The following is an 18,390-nucleotide window of genomic DNA, read 5'->3' as shown; positions in this document are numbered from 1 at the left end:
AAGAATCCAGTTCGCGCTTCGCCGAAAGACCCCGCTGCCAAATGCGATTCCCCTGTCTGCGGGGGGAGGGAGAGGCGCTTGGGGTTGGCCTTGGCCCTCATCCGGCAGCGATGTGTGAACATCGTAGCCTTTGCGGGGGCGGAAGAGACCCGTTGCGTGCCGGCTTCAAGAAGCCCCGCGCCGCAGGTGACGTCGCGGTCGCGCACCGACCGGCAAAGATGCGGCCTCGACGCCCGGGCCGCACCCGGCCTAAGACCCTTCGGAAGCCCGAATTCCCGCACCGCCTGGTGCGATGACATGGAGACAGCCCGCCCGTGACTGGACGCCTCCTCGCCGCAACGCTCTGCATCGCCTGCCTCCAGTTCGCCCCCGCCAGCGCGCAGGAACCCGCGGCGAGCGCGGCCGCCACGGAGGCGTCGATCCCGGCCGCCACCGGCCAGTGGACCCATGCGATCACGCTGATGGGCGAGCCGAAATACGGCCCCGGCTTCAAGCATTTCGACTACGCCGACCCGGCCGCGCCCAAGGGCGGGCTGGTACGCCTGGGCATGCAGGGCGGGTTCGACAACTTTAACATGATCGTCTCGGGCCTGAAGGGCGACCTCGAAGGCGGCGTGCTGCAGATCTACGATACGCTGATGACCGAATCCTCGGACGAGCCGTTCACGTCCTACGGCCTGCTGGCCGAGGCGGTGCGGGTCGCCCCCGACCTCGGATCGGTCTCGTACCGCCTGCGCGACGACGCCCGCTGGCATGACGGCCAGCCGATCACCCCCGAGGACGTGGTCTGGTCCTACGGCGTGCTGAAGGCCAACAGCCCGTTCTACGCCGCCTATTATCAGACCGTCGCCAAGGCCGAGGCGACCGGGCCGCACGAGGTGACCTTCACGTTCAGCGAGACGGGCAACCGCGAATTGCCGCAGGTGATCGGCCAGCTGCGGGTGCTGCCCAAGCACTGGTGGACGGGCAAGGACGCCAACGGCAAGCCGCGCAGCCCGACCGAGACCACCCTGGAGCCGCCGCTCGGCTCCGGCCCCTATCGGCTCGCCAAGTTCGAGCCGGGCCGCAGCGTCACCTACGCCCGCGTGCCGGATTACTGGGGCAAGGACCTGCCGGTGAATGTCGGGCGGTACAATTTCGACACCGAGCGCCACGAGTATTTCCGCGACGGCACCGTACTGGTCGAGGCCCTGAAGGGCGACCTCTACGACTTCCGGGCCGAGAACATCGCCCGCAACTGGGCGACCGCCTACGATGATTTCCCGGCCGTCAAGGAAGGGCGCCTGATCAAGGAGGCGTTCCCGGAGCGCGGCATGGGCATCATGCAGGCCTTCGCGTTCAACACGCGCCGGGACAAGTTCAAGGATCCGCGGGTCCGCCGGGCATTCAACCTGGCGCTCAACTTCGAGGAGATGAACAAGAACCTGTTCTACGGCCTCTACAAGCGGATCAACTCCTACTTCTTCGGCTCGGAACTGGCCTCCTCGGGCCTGCCCGAGGGGCAGGAGAAGGAGATCCTGGAGAGCGTCAAGGACAAGATCCCGGCTTCGGTCTTCACCGCGCCCTACGCCAACCCGGTCAACGAGAACCCGGAGGCCGTGCGGAAGAACCTGCGCGAGGCCGTGGGGCTGCTGCGCGAGGCCGGCTACGAGCTGCGCGGCGGCAAGATGGTCAACAAGACGACCGGTGAGCCGCTGACCGTCGAGTTCCTGGAGTTCCAGAACGCGTTCGAGCGGGTGATCCTGCCCTTCGCGGCGCAATTGAAGCTGATCGGCATCGACGCCACGATGCGGGTGATCGACGCCGCGCAGTATCAGAACCGGATCCGCGACTTCGACTTCGACATCACCACCAACGGTTGGGGCGAGTCGCTGTCGCCCGGCAACGAGCAGCGCGAGTTCTGGGGCTCGGCGGCGGCCGACAAGCCGGGCTCGCGCAACCTGATCGGGATCAAGGATCCCGGGATCGACGCGCTGATCGAGAAGGTCATCTACGCCAAGGACCGGGCCGGGGTGATCGCCGCGACCAAGGCCCTCGACCGGGTGCTGCTGGCGCACGATTACGTCGTGCCGCAATGGTCCGCGAGCGAGCAGCGGACCCTGCGCTGGAACCGGTTCAGCCACCCTTCCGTGCTGCCGCGCTACGCCGGCTCCGGCTTCCCGACGACCTGGTGGTACGACGAGGCGCGCGCCGCCAAGACCGGGGCCCCGCGGTGACGGGCCGGTCCTGGCGGCCGAGCCGGCGCGGCCTCATCCTCGGCGCCGGCGCGCTCGCCGCGATCCGTCCCGCCTGGGCAGAAGGCAAGGAGCGCCACGGCCTGTCGAGCTTCGGCGAGCTGAAATACGGCCCCGGCTTCGAGCATTTCGACTACGTGAACCCGATCGCCCCCAAGGGCGGCCGGTTCTCGACACAGCTCGCCGGCACCATCGGCAACCAGTCGCTCAACACCTTCAACACGCTCAACATCTACGTGCTGCGCGGTGACGGCGCGGCCGGGCTGGACCAGACCTTCGACAGCCTGATGGTCCGCGCGCTCGACGAGCCGGACGCCGTCTACGGGCTGGTGGCGCGCGCCGTGACGGTGAGCCCGGACGGACTGACCTTCCGGTTCGCGCTGCGCCCGCAGGCCCGGTTCCACGACGGCTCGCGGCTGACCGCGCAGGACGCCGCCTTCAGCCTCAGGCTCCTGCGCGACAAGGGCCATCCCTCGATCTCCGAGGTGATCCGGCCGATGACCGACGCCCGGGCCGAGGGCGACGAGACGCTCGTCATCACCTTCGCCGAGGGCCGCGCCCGCGACCTGCCGCTGTTCGTGGTCCAGCTGCCGATTTTTTCCGCGTCCTATTACGCCAAGCGCGACTTCGAGGCCGCGAGCCTCGAGGCGCCGCTGGGCTCGGGCGCTTACCGGGTCGGCGCGGTCGATCCCGGCCGCTCGATCGGACTCGACCGGGTGCCGGATTACTGGGCCGCCGACCTCGCGGTGACGGCCGGCCAGAACAACTTCGACGCGATCCGCTACGAGTATTTCCGGGATCGCACCGTGGCGTTCGAGGCGTTCAAGAGCGGCGCCTTCACGTTCCGCGAGGAGTTCACCGCCCGGGTCTGGGCCACCGGCTACGACTTTCCCGCCGCCACCGAGGGGCGGGTGATCCGACAGACCGTGCCGGATGCGCGGCCGAGCGGGACGCAGGGCTGGTGGATCAACACCCGCCGCGAGCCGTTCCACGACCCGCGCATCCGTGAGGCGATCGGCCTGTGCTTCGACTTCGAATGGTCGAACCGCAACCTGATGTACGGCGCCTACACGCGCACCGCCTCGTTCTTCGAGAATTCCGACCTCAAGGCCACGGGCAAGCCCTCGGCCGAGGAGCTGGCCCTGCTGGAGCCGATCAAGGACCTGCCCCCGGAGGTGTTCGCCGAGGCCTGGACGCCGCCGGTCTCGGACGGGTCCGGCCAGGACCGGGCGCTGCTCAAGCGGGCCGACGCGCTGCTGCGCGAGGCCGGCTGCACCCGCCAGGGCAGCGGCCTCCTGCTGCCGGGGGGCAAGCCCCTTTCCATCGAGTTCCTGGACGACGACCCGGTCTTCCAGGCGGTGACCCAGCCGTTCATCCGCAATCTCGGGCTGCTCGGGATCAAGGCGAGCCATCGCACCGTGGATCCGTCGCAGTACCAGGCCCGGGTCAACGACTTCGACTTCGACGTCACGTCCCGCCGCTTCGCCGGCGGCGTCACCCCGGGCACGGAGCTGCGCGAGCTCTACGGCTCCAAGGCAGCCGCCACACCGGGCTCCAACAACCTCTCGGGCGTGGCCGATCCGGCCATCGACGCGCTGCTCACGGCCATCGCGGATGCCAAGTCCCGCGCCGCGCTGACCACCGCGTGCAAAGCCCTCGACCGGGTGCTGCGGGCCCGGCGCCTCTGGGTGCCGATGTGGTATTCCGGCGCCCACCGCCTCGCCCTGTGGGACGTCTACGGCCGCCCGGCCAACCCGCCGAAATACGATCTCGGCGCCCCCGGCACCTGGTGGTTCTACGCCGACAAGGCCAAGCGGATCGGGCGGGACTGAGACCATGCTCGGCTACATCCTGCGCCGCATCGGCCTGATGATCCCGACCCTGTTCGGGATCATGCTGATCACCTTCACCATCGTGCAGTTCGCCCCCGGCGGCCCGGTGGAGCGGGTGCTGTCGCAGATGAAGGGTCAGGGCGACGGCACCCTGTCGCGGCTCACCGGCGGGGGCGGCGACCTCGGCGGCGGCGGTCGTCCGGCAGGGGGCGGCGAGGGCAATTCCCGCTATCGGGGGGCGCAGGGGTTGAGCCCGGACTTCATCGCCAAGCTGGAGCAGCAATTCGGCTTCGACAAGCCGGCTCCGGAGCGCTTCGCCAAGATGCTCTGGGACTACGCCCGGTTCGATTTCGGCCGCAGCTACTTCCGCGACGTCACGGTCATCCAGCTGATCAAGGAGCGCCTGCCGGTCTCGATCTCGCTCGGGCTCTGGATGACCCTCCTCTCCTACGCGATCTCGATCCCGCTCGGCATCCGCAAGGCCGTCAAGGACGGCGAGCGGTTCGACCGCTGGACCTCCTTCGTGGTGATCATCGGCTACGCGATCCCGGGCTTCATGTTCGGGCTGATGCTGATCATCCTGTTCGCGGGCGGCTCGTTCTACCAATGGTTCCCATTGCGGGGCCTGACCAGCGAGGGCTGGGAGACCTTCTCCGCCTGGCACAAGTTCACCGACTACGCCTGGCACTTGGCGCTCCCGCTCACCGCCCTGGTGATCGGCGCCTTCGCGACCTCGACCCTGCTGACCAAGAACTCGTTTCTCGACGAGATCCGCAAGCAATACGTCCTGACCGCCCGGATGAAGGGCCTGTCCGAGCGGCGCGTGCTCTACGGCCACGTCTTCCGCAACGCCATGCTGATCGTGATCGCCGGCTTCCCGGGCGCGTTCATCTCGGCCTTCTTCACCGGCTCGCTGCTGATCGAGACGATCTTCTCCCTCGACGGCCTGGGCGAGTTGTCGTTCCGGGCGATCGTCGGCCGCGACTACCCGGTTGTGTTCGCGACCCTCTACATCTTCTCCCTGCTCGGGCTGGCGGTGAACCTGCTGTCCGACCTGATCTACGTCTGGATCGACCCGCGGATCGACTTTTCCGCGCGGGCGACGTGAGGGCCAAGATTGCGGCCAAGCTACCGGGGACATGGTTCCGCGTTCACAATTACGGTAGCACTGCCCGGGCCGTGCAACGCTGGATCGTGCGGCGATCGTCACCGGAGCAACCATGCGCCTCTCGACCCTTCTCGTCGGCCTCTGTCTCGGAACCGCGCTGCCCGGCGCGGTGCTGGCGCAGACGGCGCAGAAACCCGCTCCGGCCGCGGCGCCGGATCCGGCCCTGCTGAAGGTGGCCCGGGAGACGGTCGCGCAGATGCAGGGCGATCGCGCCGCCACGCTCAGCTCGATGGCCGCCCCGATGGTCGGCATGATGCAGCAGATCGGCATCAAGGAAGCCGACAAGGCGCAGGTGCTGGTGCAGGAGGTCGTGATGCCGACCCTGTCCGCCCACTACGACGAACTCCTCGACATCCAGGCCCGCGGCTTCGCCACGATCCTGGGCAAGGACGACCTGCAGGCGATCGCGGCCTTCTACGCCACGCCCACCGGCAAGCGCCTCGCGGCCGCCCAGCCGCAGCTCGCCCAGATCCAGCTGGCCGGCATGCAGCAATGGATGCAGGCGGTGGCGCCCGAGATGCAGGGCAAGATCGTTAAGGCGGTCCAGGACCACGGCTGGGGTCCGGGCGGGCAAGCCAAGCCGAAGTGATCGGCTGATCCGGTTCGGGTGACGGAGGCGCGGGCGGCCTACGGCGTTCCGCCGCCGCCCAGCACCCGCGCCACCGTGCTCCGCAGAGCCTGCGCGCTGCGATAGCCCACCGCCGCCGCGACCATGCCCGGCGGGCGGCCCTCGGCAGTCAGCGCGAGCGCCCGGATCACCCGGGCTCGCGCCCGCCAGTCGCCGAAGCTAAGCCCAGTCTCGGTGCGGAACCGCCGGGTCAGGGTGCGCCGGCTCGCCCCGGCGCGGTCGGCCCAGGCGTCGAGGTCCTCGGCCGCGGCGGGATCCTCGATCAGGCCGAGGCAGACCCGGCGCAGGCGGGCATCCCGCGGCAGCGGCAGGGTCAGCGGCGTCTCTGGGGCGCGGCCGATCTCGTCGAGCACCAGGGCGGCGAGGTGACCGCCGCGGCGCGCCTCGTCGTACAGGACCGGCTCGTCGCCGAGGGCCGTCAGGGCGGCGGCGAGCAACGGCGACACCAGGATCACCCGGCAGCGATCCGGGAAGGCCGCAACGGCAGCGGGGTCCAGATAGGCCGAGCACATCGCGACCGCACCGTGGGTCGCCACGGCGTGCGGCAGGCGCGGCGGGATCCACAGGGCATGGCCCTCCGGCACGACCCAGGTGCCATCCTCGGCCGAGGCCATCATCAGCCCGGCAGTGGCGTAGAGGAGCTGGGCGCGCGGGTGGAAGTGCCGGTCCAGCCGCATCCCGGCCGGATAGGTCTTGGGCATCACCGCGACCGCGCGCGGCACATCCTGATAGTCGGCGGCATCCGTGGAACGTCCGCGATGTCGCTGGCCGCTCGGAAAAAATGGCCCGTTCGCATCCATATCCGGCCCGACACCGCCATCGGGCCAGGGTATCAGGGGGCGATCCCGGAGGATACGCCGCGATGGATGCCGAAACCCTGTCCCGCCGCACGCTGCGCTTCGTCAACGTCGCGCACGCCCTCGACCACTACGTGCTGCTGATCTACCCGACCGCGGTGATCGCCATCGCGGCCCAGACCGGCCTGAGCTACGGCGAGCTGATCGGGCTGGCCACCGGCGCCTTCGTGGCGTTCGGGTTGTGCTCGCTGCCGATGGGCTGGCTGGCGGACCGGTTCGGCCGGCGCACCATGCTGGCGGTGTTCTTCCTCGGCTACGGCCTGTCCTGCCTCGGGGTGGCGAGCGCCACGTCGCCGCTGAGCTTCGCGCTCTGGCTGTGCGTGCTCGGCCTCGCCTCGGCGATCTACCACCCGGTCGGCTCGACCATGCTGGTCACCCATGCGCGCCGGCTCGGCCGCGACCTCGGGATCAACGGCGTCTGGGGCAATCTCGGCGCGGCCTCGGCCTCGGGCGTCACCGCGCTGCTGGGCGCCAGCGTCGGCTGGCGGGCCGCCTTCGTGGTCCCGGGCCTCGTCTGCCTCGCCTGCGGCGCCGCCTTCCTGGCGATGGTGCCGGGCGACGGCGAGGCCGGCGGCAAGAAGGCGGGGGGCGCGGCCGCGATCGCGGTGAGCCGACCCTGGGCGCTGATGGCGCTGTACGGGGTCGCGATCTTCGCGGGCGGGGTCACCTTCAACCTGACGACGATCAGCCTGCCCAAGGTGATCGACGAGGGCGTCGGCCAGGCGCTGCCGCTGACGCTGATCGGCTCGCTCGCCACCGTGGTCTTCCTGGTCGGCGCGCTGATGCAGCTCGCCATGGGCCGGCTGATCGACCGCTTCAGCCTGCCGTCCCTGTTCGTCACCCTCTCGGTGCTGCAGCCGGTGGGGCTGGGGATCGCGGCGCTGACCACCGGCCTGCCGCTGCTCGCCGGGCTGATGCTCGCCATGACGGCGATCTACGGCCAGGTGGTGATCAACGACGCGATGATCGCCCGCTACGTACCCCCGGCCTACCGGGCCCGGGCCTACAGCGTGCGCTACTTCGTCGGCTTCACGGCCAGCGGCTTCGTGGTCCCGGCGATCGCGGTGCTGCACGACCGGGGCGGCTTCGCGCTGGTGCTCGGCATCGCGGCCACCTGCGGCGCGGTGATCTGGCTCGCGGCGATCGGCTTCCTGAAGCTGACGCAGGGCAAGCCGCGCCCCGCCCTGGCGGCGGCGGAGTAGGGGTGACGGTTTGCGAGCCCGGGCCGGCGCTGCTACGCGGCGGCGGTTCCGAGCCGCGAGCCCGCCCTTGACCACGCTTTCCCTCGTCATCCGGCCCGAGCGGCCGGAGGACGCCCCCGCGATCGATCGCCTCCAGGCCCGGGCCTTCGGTCCCGGACGGTTCGCCCGCACCGCCTATCGCCTGCGCGAGAAGGCGGCCGAACGGATCGACCTCGGCGTCACCGCCTCGGTCGGCAGCTTCCTGGTGGGCTCGGTGCGGATGGGGCCGGTGCGCGCCGGGCCTTCGCGCTTCGTCATGCTCGGTCCCCTGGCGGTAGACCCGAGTTTCGAGGGCCGCGGCATCGGCGGCACCCTGACCCGAGCGGCGATCGAGGCGGCGCGGCAGGCCGGCGAGGGTCTGGTGATCCTGGTGGGCGACGCGCCCTATTACAGCCGCTTCGGCTTCACCCCGGTGCCGCCGGGCCGCCTGACCCTGCCGGGCCCGGTGGACCCGGCCCGCCTCCTGTGGCTGGAACTGGCCGACGGTTTTCGCGAGGGCATATCGGGCGCCGTGGACGCGTTGCGCCCGGAAGATCCCCGGCCTTGAGGTCTTCGCCGGTTCGCGGCGCGGTCACGCCCGCCGCAGCGCCAGGGCCGCGATCAGCCCGGCGGTGAGCAGCGCCAGGGCCACGGGGGTCGCCGAAGTCGCGGGCCAGGCCGAGGCCGCCGCCGTGAACAAAGCCCCGAAGGTCATCTGGGTGAAGCCGTAGAGGCTGGATGCCGAGCCCGCCGCGTGCGGATCGACGTTCATCAGCCCGGCGACCGCGTTGGGACTGAGCAGGCCGACCCCGACCGCGTAGGCGAAGAGCGGCACGATCAGGGTGACGACCCCGAGCATCCCGGTCCGATCGACCAGCAGCAGCGCCAGCGCCGCCACGATGCAGAGCAGGTTGCCGCTGCGGGCCGCCTTGCGGATCGGTACCCGCGTCGCGAGCCGGCTCGCCAGCACGGCGCCGCCGACCATGCCGAACACGACGATCAGGCAATCGAACCCGACCTCCTGCGAGGATCGCCCGAGCCGGTCCACCAGCAGGAACGGCGCCACCGCCAGGAACGCGTAGAGGCTGGTGCCGCCGCAGGCCCCCGCCACCAGATAGGCGCGGAACACCGGCACCTTCACCAGCCGCAGGTAACCCGCCAGGATCGCGACGAGCCCCGGCAGGGCCACCTTGTGCCGATTGGTCTCCGGCAGGGTGAACACCACCAGGGTGCCGAGCACCGCAACGATCCCGGCGAGCACCACGAACACGGCGCGCCAGCCGAAGGCCTCGTTCACCACCCCGCCGATCGCCGGGGCCAGGGCGGGGGTTAGGGTCATGGCGGTGGTGAGGATCGCGAGCTTCCGGGCCGCGTCCTCCCGGGTTGAGACATCCCGCACCATGGCCCGGCCGATCACCAGGGAGCCGCAGGCCCCGAGCGATTGCAGCACCCGCGCCACCAGCAGCACGCCGATGCTCTGGGCCGGAATCGCCAGCAGCAGACCGGCGAGGTAGAGGCCGAGCCCGCAGATGAGGATCGGACGCCGTCCGAATCGGTCGGAGAGCGGCCCGTACAGCAATTGGCCGCCTGCGAGCCCGATCAGGTAGACCGTGATGGTGAGTTGCGCGGCGGCATTCGTGATGCCGAGGTCTGCGGCGGCGGAGGCGAGCGCGGGCACGAAGATGTGCAGCGCCACCGTGCCGGTCATGGTCACGGCGACCAGCAGCGGCAGGGGCGCCCGGCGCGCTGCCGGTTCCGGACTTCGATCGGGCAAGCGGAATCCTTATCGGTGTCTGACCCGAGCGGAGATCGGGTCGCGGACGCCTCAAGGCAAAGGCCGGGCCTGAAGGCCCGGCCAGGTCGCCGCTAGTTCTTCGGCGTCGGCAGCGGTGCGTTCAGGTCCTTGGTCGGGCCGCCGACCTCCAAGTCCTTGGCCCGGTCCACCGCCTCGGGGTTGGCCTGGGCCGGCGGCTCCTTGGCGGCCGGGGCGGACGGCGCAGTCGGCTCGGCCGGGATCAGGCTCGACGGCGTGCCCTGCTGGTCGCCGTCATGAGCACCGGCCGGCGGAGCCGGGGCGTTGCGGTCGCTCGATTCGCTCGGCGCCCGGGGGCTGCCGGCGGACTTCTCCTCGACCGGCTTGGCCGTGCTGGTGTCGGCGGGCTTGGCCGGGCTGTCCTTGCCCTCGGAGCCCTTGCCGGCCGCGGGCTTGGCGGCGGTGGGCTTCTCTTCGGAGGCGGGCGCAGGCGCGGGCTTGTCCTCGGGCTTGGCGGCGGCCGGGGCGGCCTCGGGCTTCGCCTCGGTCTTCTCGACGGCGGGCAGCGGCTTGGGGCTGTCGGCGTTGTTGCGCAGGTAGGCGATGACGTTGGCCCGGTCCTGCGGCGACGCGATGCCGGCGAAGGCCATCTTGGTGCCCTTGGCGTAGGCCTTCGGGTTGGTGAGGAACGCGTCCAGGTCGTCGTAGGTCCAGGTGCCGCCCTTCTCCTTCAGGGCCGCCGAGTACTCGAAGCCGGCATGCCCCCCCTTCGGGCGCTCGACCACGCCGTACAAGTCCGGGCCGACCTTGTTCGGGCCGCCCTTCTCGAAGTTGTGGCAGGCATGGCAGGCCTTGGTGCCGGCCTCGCCCTTCTCGGCGTTGGCGCTGGCGAGCCGGACGGCGATCGGCTCGACCTTGGCCTCCGGCGCCGCCGCGGCGGTCTGCGGCTCCGGCTCGGGCAGGTCGTAGCCGGCTTTGCCGGCCGGCTTCGGATGGTAGATCAGCTCGGCGACGAAACCCGATCCGGCCGCGAACAATAAGGCGCCGAGGACGGCACCGAGAACCTTGTTCACCTCGAACGAGTTCATGCTCTTCTCTCGATCTGCCCATGCCCGTGACAGGCAGGCATGCCGGGACACAGGACCTTGGAAGATTTCAAGGGTGCTTAGCCGTTCCGGCACGATCTTGACAATGCCGGTGGGGGGATACGTTCCGTCGCGGGGCGAAACCGCCGTGCCAAATCGCCGAGCTTGTTACCCGGCGGCATCATTTTGCCGGATCGCGTGGCCCGATGCCCCCGGTCCCGCGAGGGACGACAACCCGGAGCAGGCCTGCTAAGCACCCGCGCTTCGCTGGCGGACGCCTCAGCCTCAGGTCCGAGCCCTTCATGTCCGATCCCCTCGTGCTGATCCCGGCCCGCCTCGCCGCGACGCGCCTGCCGAACAAGCCGCTGGCCGAGATCGCGGGCGAGGCGATGATCGTCCATGTCTGGCGGCGGGCCATGGAGGCCGGGATCGGCCCCGTGGTGGTGGCGACCGACACGGCCGAGATCGCCCACGCCGTCGAGGCGGCCGGCGGCATCGCGGTGATGACCCGGGCCGACCACCCGTCCGGCTCGGACCGCCTCGCCGAGGCATTGGAGAGCGTCGATCCGGCGGGGCACCATGACGTGGTGGTGAACGTGCAGGGCGACCTGCCGACCATCGACCCGGCGATCATCGGGGCCTCGATCGGCCCGCTCTCCGACCGCACGGTGGACATCGTCACGCTCTGCGCACCGATCACCGACCCGCACGAGGCGGAGAACCCCAACGTGGTCAAGCTCGTGGGCCATCAGGTCGGCCCAGGGCGGCTGCGGGCGCTCTACTTCACCCGCGCCCGCGCCCCCTGGGGCGACGGCCCGCTCTGGCACCATATCGGCCTCTACGCCTATCGCCGCTCCGCCCTGACCCGCTTCGTCGCCCTGCCCCCGGGCGAACTGGAGACGCGGGAGAAGCTGGAGCAGCTGCGGGCGCTGGAAGCCGGCATGCGCATCGATGCCGTCATCGTCGACGACCTGCCGCTCGGCGTCGACACCCCCGCCGACCTGGAGCGCGCCCGCGCCCTGCTCCAGGCCCGCCGCCTGAACTGAACGCATGACCGATTCCCCGACACCCATCGCCGACCGCACCATCGCCTACCAGGGCGAGCCCGGAGCCAACTCGCACATCATCTGTGCGCAAGCCTTCCCGGACTGGACGCCGTTGCCCTGCCCGACCTTCGAGGACGCCTTCGCGGCGGTCACGGAGGGGCGGGCCCAGCGGGCCATGATCCCGATCGAGAACTCGATCGCCGGCCGGGTGGCCGACATCCACCACCTGATCCCGACCTCGCCGCTGCACATCGTGGCCGAGCACTTCCTGCCGATCCACTTCCAGCTGATGGTCCTGCCGGGCACGAAGCTGGAGGCGGTGCGGACCGTGCACAGCCATGTCCACGCGCTCGGCCAATGCCGGAGGATCGTCCGGCGCCTCGGCGTGAAGGCCGTGGTCGCCGGCGACACCGCGGGCGCGGCCCGCGAGGTCGCGGAGATCGGGGACCCGAGCCGGGCCGCCCTGGCACCCGCGCTCGCCGCCGAGGTCTACGGCCTCGACATCCTGGAGCGCGACGTCGAGGACGAGGCGCACAACACCACCCGGTTCGTGGTGTTCTCCCCCGATCCCGAGCCGGCCGCAGCCGGGGCCGGCCCGTGCGTGACGAGCTTCGTGTTCCGCGTCCGCAACATCCCGGCCGCGCTCTACAAGGCACTGGGCGGGTTTGCGACAAACGGCGTCAACATGTCGAAGCTCGAGAGCTACATGATGGACGGCGAGTTCACCGCCACGCAGTTCTACGCGGAGGTGGACGGCCACCCCGAGGATCCGGGCCTCGCCCGGGCGCTCGACGAGCTCGGCTATTTCTCCCGCGAATTGCGGGTGGTCGGCACCTACCCGGCCCACCCGTTCCGCGAGGCCGCGCGGCCGGCGGCGGAGTAGCGCTCAGGCTTCAGCTCTCGGCCGCGCTAATGAGGGCCGCCTCTATGAAGGCCGATCGGCTGAGGCCTTTCTCCTCGGCCGCTTCGTCGGTCAAGCGCAGAAGGCCTTTGTCGATCATGATGTTGACGCGCACCCGTTCGCCCGGGACGCGCCGCGGCGCGATGAGCTGGACCATCGCGCCGTCTAGATCTTCCGCAACGGTCGGATCTGCATGAAGCTCTGACAGCGTCCGGGAGGATGGGGGAGCCACTCCATCCGAGCCCAGCACGGCGAGATGCCCGGACAGCGCTTCGCGGGCAGCGTCGACGGCGGCTTCGAAACTCGGCCCTGCAGAAATGCAGCCTGGCACGTCCGGGAATGTGACACCCCACGCGGAGGTACCGATCGGTGGATGGATCAGAGCGATATAGGAGTTCATGACCATCAATCCTCGCCAAACGGGTCGTCCGATCACAGGCCCGCCGCCCGGAGGATCGATTTGACCGTCTTGGGATGCATATCCTTTGTTGGATGAGGGATCGTGATCTTGCCAGGTTTCAGCGGGTGCTTGAAATGCCGATGGCTCCCGGTGGTCGAATGCCAGATCCAACCATCCGCCTGGAGCATGCGGATCAGGTCCCGCGAATCCACGCCCAACATCCCGATGGGAATACGGATCGCCGATGAGCAAACCGTGCTTGCAATGTGGAACGCGTGTGTAATTCTGGCAAGTCCGCCCGATCAGGACGATGCAGCGTGATCACTCCCGCCGCAGCACCGTATCCGCGGCGAGGTCCGACCAGAACCCCGGCCGAAAGTCCCGCTTGAGCGCCTCCGGATCGTAGATCGTCTCGACCCAGGTCAGGAAATCGATGCCCCTCGCCTCACCCTCCACCAGGTAACGGGCGAAGAACGCGTCGAGGATGCCGGTCTTGGCGAAGCGGAGATGGCCGTAGCGGGCCGAGAGTTGGCGGGCGGCCTCGGCCACCGGGCGGCCCTCGTGCAGGATCAGGTAGAGCGCCGAGGCGAGCCCGGCCCGGTCGGCGCCCGACTTGCAGTGCATCACCGCCGGGTACTGGATTCCGGCGAAGAAGGCCTTCGCGCGTAGCAGGGTGTCCCGGTCGGGCGCCTCGCGGGAGCGCAGGACGAACTCCACCAGGGTCAGCCCGTGCCGCTCGCACGCCTCGCGCTGCAGCGGCCAGGAGCCGTGCTCGCGCCCGCCGCGCAGGGAGATGATCGTGCGCACGCCCTCCGCCCGGAAGCGCGCCAGCTGGTGAGGGCCGGGCTGGGCCGAGCGCCAGATCCGGCCCGTGCCGACCCGGTGGCGGTTGAGATAGGCCAGCCGGAACACGCCGTGATCGATCAGCAGCATGTTCGCCCAGGCTTTCAGCCGGTCGCCGGGGCCGGCGATCGGCCGCTCGAAGCGGGCGATCCGGGCCATGCGACGCGCGTAGCGCGTCTCGGGCTTGAGGAAGCGGTTGAACACGATGAGGCTGCCGCGGAGTCGGGAGCCGGCTCTAACAGCCCCCCGGAAGCCCGGCAATTCGCCCGTCGGACCGACCGATCAGGGCCTTTCGCCACCCATCGCCGGAAAGTTCCAGAAAAACGGCGTCGATCTTGCCTTCACTCCGCCCGGATCGGGATCGAACCTGGGCGGACCGCGCGGGTTATCCGCAGGTCGCAAGGGGGAAGGCCGGAAGCCCATGAGCACGCGCACCACGAGCATCCGCCGGGCTCGCGAGGCCGACCTCGGCAGCCTGTCGACGGTGTTCGATGCGTCGTGGCGCGAGGCCTATCGCGGCCTCATTCCCGGCGTGGCGCTCGAGCGGCTGATCGCCGGGCGCGACCGGGCCTGGTGGCGCAGCGCGCTACGCCGGGGCCGCCCGATCGCCCTGGTCGAGACCGGGGAGCGGGTGGTCGGCTACGCCGCCTACGGGCGCACCCGCAGCCGGGCGCTCGGCACGGAGGCCGAGATCGACGAACTCTACCTGATGCCGGAATACCAGGGCATCGGCCTCGGACGCCGCCTGTTCAAGGCGGTGCGCAACGATCTCGCCGATCATGGGCTGACCCAGCTCGGCGTCTGGAGCCTGGAGGAGAACGACCGGGCCGGTGCCTTCTACGAGGGTCTCGGGGGCCGGGCCGGGCCGCGGGTGATGGACCGGGTCGCGGGCGTCGCCCTGCCCAAGGTCGGATACCTGTTCAGCTAACGTTTCCTGGGACTCGTCGCCGGCCCCGCGCCGATACTGATTTGCATCGCCGGGCCAGGCATCTAAGAGGTCCGGGAAGCGGTGCAGGCCGCATCCCGGAAGCGATACGCCATGAACATCGACGCCATCCCGCTCGGCAAGAAGCCCCCGCACGACGTCAACGTCATCATCGAGGTGCCGCTCGGCGGCGAGCCGATCAAGTACGAGATGGACAAAGAGTCCGGGGCGCTGGTGGTCGACCGGTTCCTCTATACGCCGATGTTCTACCCCGGGAACTACGGCTTCATCCCCCACACCCTGTCGGGCGACGGCGATCCCTGCGACGTGCTCGTGGCCAACACCCGCGCGGTGCTGCCGGGCGCGATCATCAGCGCCCGCCCGGTCGGCGTGATGGTGATGCAGGACGAGGGCGGCGAGGACGAGAAGGTCATCGCGGTGCCCTCGCGCCACCTGACCAAGCGCTATGACCGGGTCGAGAACTACACCGACCTGCCCGACATCACGATCCAGCAGATCCAGCACTTCTTCGAGCACTACAAGGATCTGGAGCCCGGCAAGTGGGTGAAGTTCGTCCGCTGGGGCGACAAGGAAGAGGCCCACCGGCTGATCGAGGAAGCGATCGAGCGGGCGAAGAACAAGAAGTAAGTTTTTCCAGGCAGGCCGCTCCCACCCCGGAGCGGCCTGTCGCGCTCAGTCGTCGATGCGGCGCAGGCCGGCCTTGTAGCGTCGGGCGTTCTCGACGTAGCGCAGGGCCGCCTGCCGCAACCCCTCCACCGCCTCGGCGTCGAGGGTGCGCACGGCCTTGGCCGGGGCCCCGACGATCAGGCTGTTGTCCGGAAAGTCCTTGCCCTCGGTCACCAGCGCGTTGGCCCCGACGAGGCAGCCCCGGCCGATCCTGGCGCCGTTCAGCACCGTCGCACCCATGCCGATGAGGCTGCCGTCGCCGATCGTGCAGCCATGGACGATGGCGCCGTGGCCGACCGTGACGTCCGTGCCGATCGTCAGCGGGAAACCGGGATCGACGTGCATGATCACGCCCTCCTGCACGTTGGTGCGGTCGCCGATCCGGATCGGCTCGTTGTCGCCGCGCAAGGCCGCGCCGAACCAGATGCCGACATCGAGGCCGAGATGGACCCGGCCGACCACCTGGGCGTCCGGCGCGATCCAGACCCGGGCGGGATCGGCGAGTTCCGGAGCATGGTCGTCGAGGGCGTAGAGCGGCATGGTTGGCTTCCGTCGCGGGGCTGATGTCTCGGGAGCGACGCGGCCGACGATGGGCATCGCCTGTCGCCGGAATGGCACAGGTCCGGGTCGCCTGCCAGTGCTAGGCTCGAGCGGCAAACCGGGGGCGAGGCGCGCGCTTGAAGCGGATCACGGCATCGATCGGGCTCGCCGGCCTGCTGCTCGCGCAATCCGCCGTGGCGGCGGACTGGCATGAGGGCGTCCGCAGGGGCGGCTTCCGGGCCACCTGCGAGGACCTCGCGACGCTCTGCTTCGCGGATGCCTGCGGGGGCGATCAGATCGATGCCGCCGAGACCTGCCGGGCGCGCTGCCCGAGCGCCGTGATCCTCAGCGTGGTGCCGGCCGCCTGCCGGATCCCGGGCGCCGGGCCCGACCCGATCCTCCGACGGCGCGGCTGAGATGCCAACAGGATCCGATCCGGGCGCGCCCCAGGATCGACAGTCATTCTCCAGAAAAAAACGCGGCCCTGCGGCAACGAAACGCGGAACCCGGCATTGATTGATCTAGATCAGTTCACCCGTCGCCACGACAACGCGGACCGTTCCTCGCCTCAACGCGAGACCGGAAGCAAACATCATGATTGAAGACGATCTCAACCCGCCGCATGTTGGCCTGAACGCGGATCCCATTCTGTACGGGGTCGCGGCCGGGTTGGCGGTCCTGTTTCCGCCGGTGCTTCTGCACGGGCAGGATCCGGCCGATCAAGCGGTAGCGTATGCCAGCGACGCGGATCCGGACACGCACGACGCGGATTGAACGACGCCGCGCGCGTCACGCCCGCCACGGTCCCTGACCATTAGGCGGCGAGGCGCCCGATCAGCAGCAACGTCGCCAGCACCGGAGCGGTCGCCGCAAGCCAGAGCGCGCCGGAATGGAGTGCGGGCGGTGCGGTGAAACGAAGGCTCTGCGACACGCCGGGGCGCAGGATCGCCCCACGCCCGAACCCGATCTGGACTGCCATGCGCCGCCTCCTCGATGCACGAGGAAGAGGGCCCGATCGCCCTCAAGGACGTCTGAATCACCGGCGGCGTTCGTAGAGTGTGGTGAATCCGGGCTTAAGCGTACCGATCCCGCCGAACCGACGGTCAGAGCGCCCGGTCGAACTTCAATTCGCCGTTCGGGCTCTTCAGCACGAGCTGGGAGCCGACCAAGTCCCACACAGCCGCGGTGCGCAGGGCGACGAAGAACGCCTGCTCGGTGGCCGCGAGACCCTTGTCGCAGCTCTTCTTGGTGAGGGCGAGCGGGCCCACCGCGAGGTGCTGATCCTTCAGCGGGAAGGCGGTCGCCGCGAAGGTGTTGCAACCGCCGTAGCCGCGAGCGCGGTACTGCTTGTCGATGATGAAGCTCGGGCGGTCGCCCCCGGTGAACGGCTTGCCGTTGAGGCTCACCGCCGTCCAGGTCGAATCGAGCGGGAAGATCTTCTCGCTCGCCTTGGTGCCCGGCACGTATTGCGGCTTCTTCTCCTCCTCGCCGCCGGGGCGGCGGTTGCCGCGGCCGAAGCCCGTGGGGGCGCCGCCGCCCATCTGGGCTTGGGCCTGCGTCGCTGCAGTCAGGTCCACGGCCATCACGGCACAGGCCAGGGTGGCGATCAGCACCGCTCTCATCGTTCTGCCCTCATCGTGCGCGCACGGCGCCAAGTCCATCGTCCATCCGGGGGACGCGACGCCCGTCCGACTCCCCCCTGAGTCGCACGGCGCGGTCGCCCCGAATCCATACAGCCCCGCGCATGCGACGGAATTTCAGCACAATTATGGTCACGGCGCATCGCGCGGCGCCCGGAAACGATCGGCGACGGATATCGTTGTCGATCATCCCAACGGGACCAACGACGGGTGGAGGACGACGTGGCAGGATCGGACGAGGGCGGGCAAGCCGGGGCGAGCACAGCGGCGATGAGCCCGGCGCAGTCGCGGGCGGCCCGGGGACTGCTCGGGTGGTCCGAGGCGGAACTGGCCGCAAAGGTCGGCCTCGACGAGCGGTTCGTGCGCGATTTCGAGAGTGGCTACGGCGACCCGCCGAGCGGGCAGATCGAAGCCCTGCGCAGCGCGCTCTGCACGGCGGGCGCGGTGTTCGACGACGTGTCGAATCCCGGTGTCCACCTGGCGGCCCAGGCCAAGGCCGACGAGGGCGTCCGGCTCGGCGCGCTCACCACGGAGAACGACCGGTAACGCCTGCTTCGGACGGCGCCGCTCATGGCGCGTTCAGCCGCCGGGGCCGATAGCCGGAGGGCAAGACCTGCTCGCCGTCCCAGGA

The 18,390-nt window shown here is 70.0% G+C and carries 22 protein-coding genes; 13 read left to right on the top strand and 9 right to left on the bottom strand.

The genetic code is table 11. The features are described from left to right. The first annotated feature begins 314 nt into the window (after window positions 1-314). The 4 genes from MFF40_RS08480 (at window position 315) to MFF40_RS08465 (ending at window position 5,823) form a co-directional block, all read left to right on the top strand. Entirely contained in the window at window positions 315-2,216 is a 1,902-nt protein-coding gene (locus MFF40_RS08480) for an extracellular solute-binding protein (protein WP_147899498.1), read from the top strand. Then, a complete protein-coding gene (locus MFF40_RS08475) occupies window positions 2,213-4,066 on the top strand; it encodes an extracellular solute-binding protein (protein ID WP_238260159.1) in 1,854 nt (617 codons plus the stop codon). Before MFF40_RS08480 ends, MFF40_RS08475 begins: the two co-directional genes overlap by 4 nt. A 4-nt stretch (window positions 4,067-4,070) precedes the next feature. Further along, a complete protein-coding gene (locus MFF40_RS08470) occupies window positions 4,071-5,174 on the top strand; it encodes a microcin C ABC transporter permease YejB (RefSeq protein ID WP_238260157.1) in 1,104 nt (367 codons plus the stop codon). 112 nt (window positions 5,175-5,286) lie between these two features. Next, on the top strand, window positions 5,287-5,823 hold the full coding sequence (locus MFF40_RS08465) for a DUF2059 domain-containing protein (protein ID WP_147857585.1): 537 nt from the start codon (window positions 5,287-5,289) through the stop codon (window positions 5,821-5,823). 38 nt (window positions 5,824-5,861) lie between these two features. On the opposite strand, the gene MFF40_RS08460 is transcribed toward MFF40_RS08465, so the two are convergent. Continuing rightward, the gene (locus tag MFF40_RS08460; RefSeq protein WP_147898674.1) at window positions 5,862-6,662 is read right to left on the bottom strand and encodes a helix-turn-helix domain-containing protein; all 801 of its coding nucleotides are present in this window, start codon (window positions 6,660-6,662) and stop codon (window positions 5,862-5,864) included. A gap of 62 nt (window positions 6,663-6,724) precedes the next feature. On the opposite strand from MFF40_RS08460, the gene MFF40_RS08455 reads away from it, so the two are divergent. Together MFF40_RS08455 and MFF40_RS08450 are read left to right on the top strand one after the other, a co-directional pair. Next, window positions 6,725-7,921 carry an MFS transporter gene (locus MFF40_RS08455; RefSeq protein ID WP_147898675.1) on the top strand — a complete coding sequence of 399 codons (1,197 nt, stop codon included), beginning with the start codon at window positions 6,725-6,727 and terminating at the stop codon, window positions 7,919-7,921. 67 nt (window positions 7,922-7,988) lie between these two features. Then, window positions 7,989-8,507, top strand: coding sequence for a GNAT family N-acetyltransferase (locus tag MFF40_RS08450; protein WP_147856203.1), 519 nt, complete (start codon window positions 7,989-7,991; stop codon window positions 8,505-8,507). A 24-nt stretch (window positions 8,508-8,531) separates the two neighbouring features. Here the strand turns inward: MFF40_RS08450 and MFF40_RS08445 are convergent, their stop codons facing one another. Together MFF40_RS08445 and MFF40_RS08440 are read right to left on the bottom strand one after the other, a co-directional pair. Beyond that, window positions 8,532-9,713, bottom strand: a complete 1,182-nt coding sequence (locus MFF40_RS08445) for a multidrug effflux MFS transporter (RefSeq protein ID WP_238260155.1) — start codon at window positions 9,711-9,713, stop codon at window positions 8,532-8,534. A 92-nt stretch (window positions 9,714-9,805) separates the two neighbouring features. Beyond that, window positions 9,806-10,780 carry a c-type cytochrome gene (locus MFF40_RS08440; RefSeq protein ID WP_147898678.1) on the bottom strand — a complete coding sequence of 325 codons (975 nt, stop codon included), beginning with the start codon at window positions 10,778-10,780 and terminating at the stop codon, window positions 9,806-9,808. Window positions 10,781-11,079: 299 nt separating this feature from the next. On the opposite strand from MFF40_RS08440, the gene MFF40_RS08435 reads away from it, so the two are divergent. Continuing rightward, a complete protein-coding gene (locus MFF40_RS08435) occupies window positions 11,080-11,823 on the top strand; it encodes a 3-deoxy-manno-octulosonate cytidylyltransferase (protein WP_147856206.1) in 744 nt (247 codons plus the stop codon). Between the two features lie 25 nt (window positions 11,824-11,848). Next, window positions 11,849-12,706 (top strand): prephenate dehydratase, encoded by an 858-nt coding sequence (locus tag MFF40_RS08430; protein ID WP_147898685.1) that lies wholly within the window; start codon window positions 11,849-11,851, stop codon window positions 12,704-12,706. Window positions 12,707-12,716: 10 nt separating this feature from the next. On the opposite strand, the gene MFF40_RS08425 is transcribed toward MFF40_RS08430, so the two are convergent. The 3 genes from MFF40_RS08425 to MFF40_RS08415 form a co-directional block, all read right to left on the bottom strand. Further along, complete coding sequence (locus MFF40_RS08425; RefSeq protein ID WP_210247816.1) at window positions 12,717-13,124, bottom strand: type II toxin-antitoxin system HicB family antitoxin; 408 nt, start codon at window positions 13,122-13,124, stop codon at window positions 12,717-12,719. Between the two features lie 32 nt (window positions 13,125-13,156). Further along, the gene (locus MFF40_RS08420; RefSeq protein WP_187277860.1) at window positions 13,157-13,345 is read right to left on the bottom strand and encodes a type II toxin-antitoxin system HicA family toxin; all 189 of its coding nucleotides are present in this window, start codon (window positions 13,343-13,345) and stop codon (window positions 13,157-13,159) included. 100 nt (window positions 13,346-13,445) lie between these two features. Then, window positions 13,446-14,171 carry a tyrosine-protein phosphatase gene (locus MFF40_RS08415; protein WP_238260153.1) on the bottom strand — a complete coding sequence of 242 codons (726 nt, stop codon included), beginning with the start codon at window positions 14,169-14,171 and terminating at the stop codon, window positions 13,446-13,448. A 217-nt stretch (window positions 14,172-14,388) separates the two neighbouring features. Between MFF40_RS08415 and MFF40_RS08410 the strand changes: the two genes are divergently transcribed. Together MFF40_RS08410 and ppa are read left to right on the top strand one after the other, a co-directional pair. Next, complete coding sequence (locus MFF40_RS08410) at window positions 14,389-14,895, top strand: GNAT family N-acetyltransferase (RefSeq protein ID WP_147898680.1); 507 nt, start codon at window positions 14,389-14,391, stop codon at window positions 14,893-14,895. Window positions 14,896-15,006: 111 nt separating this feature from the next. After that, window positions 15,007-15,540, top strand: a complete 534-nt coding sequence (gene ppa / locus MFF40_RS08405) for an inorganic diphosphatase (protein WP_147856529.1) — start codon at window positions 15,007-15,009, stop codon at window positions 15,538-15,540. A 45-nt stretch (window positions 15,541-15,585) separates the two neighbouring features. On the opposite strand, the gene MFF40_RS08400 is transcribed toward ppa, so the two are convergent. Then, the gene (locus MFF40_RS08400; RefSeq protein ID WP_147856528.1) at window positions 15,586-16,119 is read right to left on the bottom strand and encodes a gamma carbonic anhydrase family protein; all 534 of its coding nucleotides are present in this window, start codon (window positions 16,117-16,119) and stop codon (window positions 15,586-15,588) included. A 137-nt stretch (window positions 16,120-16,256) separates the two neighbouring features. Here MFF40_RS08400 and MFF40_RS08395 point away from each other — a divergent pair, with 137 nt between their 5' ends. After that, on the top strand, window positions 16,257-16,535 hold the full coding sequence (locus MFF40_RS08395) for a hypothetical protein (RefSeq protein ID WP_238260151.1): 279 nt from the start codon (window positions 16,257-16,259) through the stop codon (window positions 16,533-16,535). A 178-nt stretch (window positions 16,536-16,713) separates the two neighbouring features. Continuing rightward, window positions 16,714-16,893, top strand: coding sequence for a hypothetical protein (locus tag MFF40_RS08390; protein WP_147856785.1), 180 nt, complete (start codon window positions 16,714-16,716; stop codon window positions 16,891-16,893). A gap of 40 nt (window positions 16,894-16,933) precedes the next feature. Here MFF40_RS08390 and MFF40_RS08385 read toward each other — a convergent pair whose 3' ends face one another. Together MFF40_RS08385 and MFF40_RS08380 are read right to left on the bottom strand one after the other, a co-directional pair. Then, on the bottom strand, window positions 16,934-17,098 hold the full coding sequence (locus MFF40_RS08385; protein WP_187277878.1) for a hypothetical protein: 165 nt from the start codon (window positions 17,096-17,098) through the stop codon (window positions 16,934-16,936). A gap of 124 nt (window positions 17,099-17,222) precedes the next feature. Next, the gene (locus MFF40_RS08380) at window positions 17,223-17,741 is read right to left on the bottom strand and encodes an META domain-containing protein (protein ID WP_147856784.1); all 519 of its coding nucleotides are present in this window, start codon (window positions 17,739-17,741) and stop codon (window positions 17,223-17,225) included. A gap of 240 nt (window positions 17,742-17,981) precedes the next feature. On the opposite strand from MFF40_RS08380, the gene MFF40_RS08375 reads away from it, so the two are divergent. Then, window positions 17,982-18,305, top strand: coding sequence for a helix-turn-helix domain-containing protein (locus MFF40_RS08375; RefSeq protein WP_238260149.1), 324 nt, complete (start codon window positions 17,982-17,984; stop codon window positions 18,303-18,305). Window positions 18,306-18,390: the final 85 nt, after the last annotated feature.

This window comes from Methylobacterium mesophilicum, from assembly GCF_022179445.1.
Classification (GTDB): Bacteria; Pseudomonadota; Alphaproteobacteria; order Rhizobiales; family Beijerinckiaceae; genus Methylobacterium; species Methylobacterium mesophilicum.
This window is presented reverse-complemented; position numbering and strand designations above follow the sequence as displayed.

Excerpts from the sequence above, each read along its gene's own strand:
- MFF40_RS08470 (WP_238260157.1), top strand. The coding sequence starts at position 4,071 with ATGCTCGGCTACATCCTGCGCCGCATCGGCCTGATGATCCCGACCCTG.
- MFF40_RS08465 (WP_147857585.1), top strand. The coding sequence starts at position 5,287 with ATGCGCCTCTCGACCCTTCTCGTCGGCCTCTGTCTCGGAACCGCGCTG.
- MFF40_RS08460 (WP_147898674.1), bottom strand. The coding sequence starts at position 6,662 with ATGGATGCGAACGGGCCATTTTTTCCGAGCGGCCAGCGACATCGCGGA.
- MFF40_RS08455 (WP_147898675.1), top strand. The coding sequence starts at position 6,725 with ATGGATGCCGAAACCCTGTCCCGCCGCACGCTGCGCTTCGTCAACGTC.
- MFF40_RS08440 (WP_147898678.1), bottom strand. The coding sequence starts at position 10,780 with ATGAACTCGTTCGAGGTGAACAAGGTTCTCGGTGCCGTCCTCGGCGCC.
- MFF40_RS08435 (WP_147856206.1), top strand. The coding sequence starts at position 11,080 with ATGTCCGATCCCCTCGTGCTGATCCCGGCCCGCCTCGCCGCGACGCGC.
- MFF40_RS08425 (WP_210247816.1), bottom strand. The coding sequence starts at position 13,124 with ATGAACTCCTATATCGCTCTGATCCATCCACCGATCGGTACCTCCGCG.
- MFF40_RS08420 (WP_187277860.1), bottom strand. The coding sequence starts at position 13,345 with ATGTTGGGCGTGGATTCGCGGGACCTGATCCGCATGCTCCAGGCGGAT.
- MFF40_RS08410 (WP_147898680.1), top strand. The coding sequence starts at position 14,389 with ATGAGCACGCGCACCACGAGCATCCGCCGGGCTCGCGAGGCCGACCTC.
- ppa (WP_147856529.1), top strand. The coding sequence starts at position 15,007 with ATGAACATCGACGCCATCCCGCTCGGCAAGAAGCCCCCGCACGACGTC.
- MFF40_RS08400 (WP_147856528.1), bottom strand. The coding sequence starts at position 16,119 with ATGCCGCTCTACGCCCTCGACGACCATGCTCCGGAACTCGCCGATCCC.
- MFF40_RS08390 (WP_147856785.1), top strand. The coding sequence starts at position 16,714 with ATGATTGAAGACGATCTCAACCCGCCGCATGTTGGCCTGAACGCGGAT.
- MFF40_RS08385 (WP_187277878.1), bottom strand. The coding sequence starts at position 17,098 with ATGGCAGTCCAGATCGGGTTCGGGCGTGGGGCGATCCTGCGCCCCGGC.
- MFF40_RS08380 (WP_147856784.1), bottom strand. The coding sequence starts at position 17,741 with ATGAGAGCGGTGCTGATCGCCACCCTGGCCTGTGCCGTGATGGCCGTG.